The organism is Sutcliffiella deserti (assembly GCF_020037475.1).
Taxonomy (GTDB): domain Bacteria; phylum Bacillota; class Bacilli; order Bacillales; family Bacillaceae_I; genus Sutcliffiella_A; species Sutcliffiella_A deserti.
Genome location: NZ_JAIQDB010000006.1, coordinates 160,419 through 167,336 on the forward strand (window position 1 = coordinate 160,419; position 6,918 = coordinate 167,336).

Sequence of the window (6,918 nt, forward strand, 5' to 3'; positions counted from 1 at the left end):
TGGGTGATTGGAATGAGTGAAATGTTTAATACAATAGAAGAAGCATTGATGGATCTGCAAGCAGGGAAAGTCATTATCGTTTGTGATGATGAGGATCGTGAAAATGAAGGTGATTTTGTTTCTCTGGCTGAGAAAGCCACACCTGCTGTCATTAATTTTATGGCAACACATGGTCGAGGGTTAATCTGTGTTCCTGTCACGGAGGAGCTCGCAGAAAAGCTTGATCTTGGGCCGATGGTTAATCATAACACGGATTCTCATGGGACTGCTTTCACTGTCAGCATCGACCATAAATCGACCACAACAGGTATTTCTGCTTTTGAACGATCTACAACAGTTTTAGAGCTTCTTTCACCGGCAGCTAAAGCAGGCGATTTTAAACGTCCTGGACATATTTTTCCTCTTGTAGCCAAAAAGGGAGGAGTGTTGCGGAGAGCAGGTCATACAGAAGCTGCTGTAGACTTGTCTCTAATGAGCGGATCCTATCCTGCAGGTGTCATTTGTGAAATTATGAATGAGGATGGCTCCATGGCAAGAGTTCCTGAGTTGAGAGAAATTGCAGATAAATTTGATTTGAAAATGATTACCATCAAAGATATGATTCAATATCGAAACCGTAAGGACAAACTTGTCCAAAGAGAAGTAGAAATTAAATTGCCAACTGAATTTGGCGATTTTCGTGCGATTGGTTATTCGAATGTAGTGGACGGAAAAGAACATATTGCGTTAGTTAAAGGAGAAATCAATCCAGACTCCCCGACGTTGGTTCGTGTTCATTCAGAATGCTTGACTGGGGATGTGTTTGGTTCCAATCGTTGTGATTGCGGCCCACAGCTTCATGCAGCTCTTACGCAAATTAATGAAGCTGGCAGTGGTGTGCTATTGTACATGCGCCAGGAAGGCAGAGGTATTGGTCTTTTAAACAAAATGAGAGCATACAAGCTGCAAGAAGAAGGTTATGATACAGTAGAAGCAAATGAAAAACTAGGCTTTGGTGCAGATTTGCGTGATTATGGAATTGGAGCGCAGATACTCCGTGACTTGGGTATTAAAAAAATGAATCTGCTGACAAATAATCCTCGGAAAATTGCTGGATTAAAAGGGTATGAGCTTGAAGTGGTTGATCGTATTGCATTGCAAATGCCAACAAAAGAAGCGAATGAAACCTATCTGAAAACAAAGCACTCCAAATTAGGACATATGCTTCACTTTTAAGTCTACAACTGGAATTGCTTATACGAAAAAACAAAATATGGAGGTAAACAATCATGGGTAAAATTTTTGAAGGCCACTTAGTTGGAACAGGACTAAAAGTAGGAATTGTAGTTGGGCGGTTTAATGAATTTATTACTAGTAAGCTATTAGGTGGCGCACAGGATGCATTAAAAAGACATGGAGTGGATGAGACTCAAGTGGATGTTGCGTGGGTACCAGGTGCATTTGAAATTCCTCTAGTAGCTAAAAGAATGGCTGATTCAGGAAAATATGATGCTGTCATTACACTTGGCACAGTTATCCGAGGCTCTACTCCTCATTTTGACTTTGTCTGCAACGAAACCGCTAAAGGAGTTTCTGCAGCATCAATGCAATCGGGCGTACCTGTTATCTTTGGTGTATTAACTACCGAAACAATTGAACAAGCAATTGAGCGTGCAGGCACAAAGGCTGGTAACAAGGGCTGGGAAGCGGCAGCATCTGCAATTGAAATGGCAAACTTATTACGTGAATTTTAAGATTTATTTTAAAAGGGTATACAATTAATCCCCTATTGGATAGAATGTATATTTAAGAGAAAGATAATCGAAAAAAAGAGGAACCATTTTGCTTGAAAAGCCTATAATACTAATATCATTTTTAGTAAGAAAGTTTTTTCGATAATGAGGGGTATTCTATGTTAATTCGTTATAAAAAGAGCTTTGAAAAAATTGCAATGGGACTTATGTCTTTTATGCCGACGGAAAAGGATTTAAAACAGCTGCAGCAAACCATGAAAGACTATGAAGAAAAAGAAGACTGGCAGCTTTTTCTTTGGAAACAGGAAGATATCATCGGAATAATCGGGGTAGTGGAAGAAGAAGATAGTTTTACTATCCAGCATATTAGTGTAAGCCCATCCCACCGTAAACAAGGTTGTGGAAAAAACATGGTGAAGGCTCTAAAAGAAACTTATCCTAATAGATCTGTACTAACAACTGGATTCACAACTGCGTTTATTGAGAAATGTGACATCGAGCAGTGATTTTTCTCTGAGCCACAAATTAATAAGTACCACCTATTTAGAAAAGGAAGGCTGCGCGTTAGCCATCCTTTTCTTTGGTTTGTTGTCTCATTTTAAGCTGCTTAACTCGTTCGTTAATTACATCTTCCCTATTACGTAAGGAATGTTTATGAATTAAGCTGGTGTTTGAAAGGTCACTTGGGGAACCCCAAACTTTATTTTGTTTTTGGGCAGTATTCTGACATGTCTGTAATAAAGTGGTATCAGTGATAGGTAAATCGATGCTTGTATAGGGCTGGCAATTTTCCGTAAGGTCAATTTGTTTTTGAAGCAATTCTAAAAGTTTATCACTATCTAATGCCAGCTTACTTATTGCAGCTTTTTCACTCTCTATAATCTTTTTAGCATTGCCAAACATTCTTTTCGCACCATTAAAATTACTTCTGCGATGATGGTATAGCCCTACTGCTATTTGGATAAGACCTACCCAATACAGCTCTCTTTCATTGGCAGGACGTTCTTTCCAGTGCTCTTCTAGAACTTCATGACACTCAAAATAGTCACGATCGCAATGAAAATAATGTAAAAATTCGAGATAGGCTGTTGAATACAAAGGTTTCCCCCCTTTTTAAATACGTAAGATTATTTTATCATAATCTCTATACCTCTATAAAATTTTGGCAGAATACACTATACTATTCAATAGTTAAGTAAGTATGTTAGGTGGATGAAGAATCTTGCAAGAATATAATGTGAAGGTGGAAGCATTTGAAGGACCATTAGACCTGTTGCTTCATTTAATAAACCGTTTAGAAATTGATATATATGATATCCCTGTTGCTCAGATTACAGAGCAATATTTATTTTATATTCATACGATGAAAGAATTGCAATTAGACATTGCAAGCGAGTATCTAGTTATGGCAGCCACTTTGTTGGAGATTAAAAGTAAAATGCTCCTGCCAAAGCATGAAGAAGAGCTACTTGATGAGGACGAGGAATTTGGTGAGTATGAGGAGGATCCTCGTGAAGAGCTGATGAATCGATTAATTGAGTATCGTAAGTATAAGGAAGCAGCGGATGATTTGAAAGAACTGGAAGAAGAAAGAAGTCATATTTATACGAAACCTCCAAGTGACTTAAGTGAACTGATGAAAAATGTTGAACCAGAAGCAGTCAAGTTGGATGTTTCCTTATACGATATGCTCGGTGCACTACAGAAACTTATGCGCCGAAAAAAATTGCAAAAACCAATGCAAACAAGAATTACCAGACAGGAAATTCCCATTGAAAAGAGAATGGTCGAACTTATAGAGGATTTAAGGTTATTTAAGGGGAGAAAGCATTTCTTTGATTTGTTCCCGGAATCCAGTAAAGAATACATTGTGGTTACTTTTTTGGCAATTCTCGAGTTGTTAAAAAAGAACACCATCTTGTTGGAGCAAGATAATAATTTTGCAGATATATATGTGTCCTATCAAGAAGGAGGAAATGAGGAAGTTGGATATTATTAATTGGAAGTCAATTGTAGAGAGTTTGCTGTTTGCAGCAGGGGATGAGGGGTTAACACTAAAGCAGCTCAGTGCGGTTCTTGAATTAGAGGAAGGTATCGCATTTGATGTACTTGCTTCTTTAAAAGACGATTATGAGTCTCCCGATAGGGGAATAGCAATAATAGAGCTTGCTGGTGCCTTTTTACTTACGACCAAAAAAGAGCATTCCATCTATTTGAAAAAGCTCGTTGAATCACCAGCTTCCCAAACACTTTCCCAAGCAGCTTTAGAAACCTTGGCAATTGTAGCTTATAAACAGCCAATTGCAAGAACCGAGGTGGAAAGTATACGGGGAGTGAAAAGTGAGCGACCGCTCCAAACCCTTGCAGCAAAAGCCCTCATTAAAGAAGTTGGACGGGCCGAGGGAACTGGGCGTGCCATTCTATATGGAACAACAAGGGAATTTCTCGATTACTTTGGCTTAAAGGATATTAAAGAACTTCCCCCACTTGCACTAAATACTGAGGATGGCGAAGAAGAGGCGGACTTGTTTTTTGAAAAGTTTCAAGAAACGTTTGAAAATTGAAACGATAATAAGGGAAATATGGTAAAATAATAGTACATACTAGATTGAGTACTAAGGGGTGTATTTATGCGAATAACGGAAGTAAAAGGGTATGAGCTTGAAAAAGCACAGTCAAATACATCTGAGGATTTCTTTAATCGTTCAGAAGTAACCTTTGAAGAAGATGGAAAAGAAAAAACCTTTCATGTTTTATACATTCGCTATTTTGATAAGACCTTTCCTGAGTTGCTGGAAATTGGGGGAGAAAATGACCCAATTTTCCAAATAGGTGATAGGGAAGTTAGTTTCAAAGATATCATTGCCCTTACCTGCTTGATTAAAAACCCTGGCTTCCGACAACGGAAACGCCTCTACATCAATACTCAAGAAGAGCTCTCTCGTTATTTCGAAGGAGTAGATGTTCCGAAGTTTCGTGAGATTTTCGAAGGATTGGAGAATAAAGGAGAATATATATTGTCCTCTCCACTCGAGTTCCTAGCTCAAGCGAGTCATAATAAAAATAATCGCAACGTATCTTTATAGGAGTTTCGATTATTACTTGTCTTTTATACTTTAATTGGAGGGTCCATTACTAATGGCTAATACGATTGTGAAAACTCAAACAGAACAAGTAGAGAGTTTTTTAGGAAATACGGTACAACAATTAAATGATTTTCTAAACGAAGTGACATTGTCATCTTTAACCGCTGAAACTTCAGGTGGAACGGACTATGTAAATTTGTTATTGTCCAACACCCGACGTCTTTCCGTGTTTTGCGATGAAGGGCATAATGCTTGCCAAGTTATCTTAAAAAGTGAACCATTCCGTAAATCAGCAGCCGAAAAAGTATTATATAATATTTATCATCAATGTATAGAGGAGTTCTTTGCACCAAGAAACGATGCATGGTACGAAGATAGCCGTTCAGCTTATACAGGGAAGAACTCAATTCAATTCCATGAAGCACCACCAGAAACGTTAAAAGTGCTTATTAGACAACTCGAGAGCGATTTCCAATCGATCCGTGAAGAGCTGGAGTATTATGAAACCGATTATCGTACAAAAATGATTCAGGGTAACCGATAAAGTAACCAAGCATCTAATCCACCAATGAGGATTAGATGCTATTTTTGTTGGATAAAATAAGCGCCTCGAAATCTAACTTTCTCTTCTCCTAGTCCTCTTCTTCCGGTACAACTTTCCTCTTACCTACTTTTCTGCATAGGATAACTCGATGAGTTTGCGAGGAGGATGAACATGATAACCCAAAATCAACATGTATTTAGAGAATACTTACATGATATGGAAAACTGGTGCTTGAAGCTAATAACAGAAAATGGTGCAGAGCGTTCTGATCAATTAAAGGAAGCACGGAAACTTCTAGGAGACATTCAATCTATCCAATATCAAGAAACGATAATGGAGTCAGATGTACTTTTTTTAAAACAACAGTTGGAAGAAGTGGTAGAAACACTCACCCAGACAAATGAAAGTCGACAAAATTATGGAAGAGTACCAATAGGAGAGCATAAATTACCCCCGCTACCCTATAGCTATAATGCTCTGGAGCCTTATATCTCTCGAGATATTATGGAACTACATCATCTAAAACATCATAAAAGCTATGTGGATGGACTAAACAAGGCAGAAAAGAAAATGCAAGAAGCAAGAGAAACAGGGGATTTTGATCTTTTAAAACATTGGGAAAGAGAGGCTGCGTTCCACGGGTCAGGACATTATTTGCATACTATGTTCTGGGATAATATGTCCCCAAATGGTGGGGGGCAGCCTAAAGGTGGTTTAATGCAGCAAATCAATAAGGACTTTGGAAGCTATGATAAGTTTAAGAAGCATTTCTCAGAAGCTGCCGACAAGGTAGAAGGTGTAGGTTGGGCGTTGCTTGTTTGGGCTCCACGCGCACATCGCTTGGAAATCCTGCAAACGGAAAAGCAGCAATTGTTTACACAGTGGGATACGATTCCGTTGCTAGGTCTTGACGTTTGGGAGCACGCTTATTATTTGCAATATAAAACGGACAAAAAGGATTATATCAACAATTTTTGGAATATCGTTAATTGGCGAGATGTAGAGAAGCGCTATCAAGAAGCGTCGAAGTTGAAGTGGAAGTCTTTTTGAATTTTTTGGATTGTTTTGTTAGGGAGGGGTATACATACCTCTCTTTTTTTGGTTAGGAACAGGTTTCTGGGGGAGAAAACTAGTTAGGTTTCTGGTATAACTCCCTGTTCCTTTCCGTTTCAGGTGATCGCTTATCCTTGGGCGGTGCGGGAGCCTCCTCGGCGTTGCCTGCGGGGTCTCCCGTCTACCGCTATCGCCCGCAGGAGTCGATCACCTGCCACTCCAATCCACAGGGGAGAGCACTTTATATGTGATGTCCTTATATACATTGATCATAAAGGTTTTCACTTGNGTTGCCTGCGGGGTCTCCCGTCTACCGCTATCGCCCGCAGGAGTCGATCACCTGCCACTCCAATCCACAGGGGAGAGCACTTTATATGTGATGTCCTTATATACATTGATCATAAAGGTTTTCACTTGAAGAGCTACCATGAAATTTTAGAGTATTCTTTAACTCCCTGTTTCTTTCCGTTTCAGGTGATCGCTTTCCGCGGGGCGGTGCGGG

The 6,918-nt window shown here is 39.3% G+C and carries 9 protein-coding genes; 8 read left to right on the plus strand and 1 reads right to left on the minus strand.

The features are described from left to right. Nucleotides 1-21 precede the first annotated feature (21 nt). From K9B36_RS12425 to K9B36_RS12435, 3 genes are all read left to right on the plus strand, one after another. A complete protein-coding gene (locus K9B36_RS12425) occupies nucleotides 22-1,215 on the plus strand; it encodes a bifunctional 3,4-dihydroxy-2-butanone-4-phosphate synthase/GTP cyclohydrolase II (RefSeq protein ID WP_223702481.1) in 1,194 nt (397 codons plus the stop codon). A gap of 53 nt (nucleotides 1,216-1,268) precedes the next feature. After that, the gene (gene ribH / locus K9B36_RS12430) at nucleotides 1,269-1,733 is read left to right on the plus strand and encodes a 6,7-dimethyl-8-ribityllumazine synthase (protein WP_223702456.1); all 465 of its coding nucleotides are present in this window, start codon (nucleotides 1,269-1,271) and stop codon (nucleotides 1,731-1,733) included. A 158-nt stretch (nucleotides 1,734-1,891) separates the two neighbouring features. Further along, entirely contained in the window at nucleotides 1,892-2,239 is a 348-nt protein-coding gene (locus K9B36_RS12435; protein ID WP_223702458.1) for a GNAT family N-acetyltransferase, read from the plus strand. 58 nt (nucleotides 2,240-2,297) lie between these two features. Here K9B36_RS12435 and K9B36_RS12440 read toward each other — a convergent pair whose 3' ends face one another. Beyond that, nucleotides 2,298-2,831 (minus strand): DUF309 domain-containing protein, encoded by a 534-nt coding sequence (locus tag K9B36_RS12440; RefSeq protein ID WP_223702460.1) that lies wholly within the window; start codon nucleotides 2,829-2,831, stop codon nucleotides 2,298-2,300. 124 nt (nucleotides 2,832-2,955) lie between these two features. Between K9B36_RS12440 and K9B36_RS12445 the strand changes: the two genes are divergently transcribed. From K9B36_RS12445 to K9B36_RS12465, 5 genes are all read left to right on the plus strand, one after another. Beyond that, entirely contained in the window at nucleotides 2,956-3,732 is a 777-nt protein-coding gene (locus K9B36_RS12445) for a segregation/condensation protein A (protein ID WP_223702462.1), read from the plus strand. Further along, nucleotides 3,719-4,297 (plus strand): SMC-Scp complex subunit ScpB, encoded by a 579-nt coding sequence (gene scpB / locus K9B36_RS12450; RefSeq protein ID WP_317889875.1) that lies wholly within the window; start codon nucleotides 3,719-3,721, stop codon nucleotides 4,295-4,297. The genes K9B36_RS12445 and scpB overlap by 14 nt, the downstream gene beginning before the upstream one ends. A 66-nt stretch (nucleotides 4,298-4,363) precedes the next feature. After that, entirely contained in the window at nucleotides 4,364-4,819 is a 456-nt protein-coding gene (locus tag K9B36_RS12455) for a hypothetical protein (RefSeq protein WP_223702466.1), read from the plus strand. 52 nt (nucleotides 4,820-4,871) lie between these two features. After that, nucleotides 4,872-5,363 carry a YpuI family protein gene (locus K9B36_RS12460; RefSeq protein ID WP_223702468.1) on the plus strand — a complete coding sequence of 164 codons (492 nt, stop codon included), beginning with the start codon at nucleotides 4,872-4,874 and terminating at the stop codon, nucleotides 5,361-5,363. Between the two features lie 171 nt (nucleotides 5,364-5,534). Continuing rightward, complete coding sequence (locus K9B36_RS12465) at nucleotides 5,535-6,413, plus strand: superoxide dismutase (protein ID WP_223702469.1); 879 nt, start codon at nucleotides 5,535-5,537, stop codon at nucleotides 6,411-6,413. Nucleotides 6,414-6,918 lie beyond the last annotated feature (505 nt).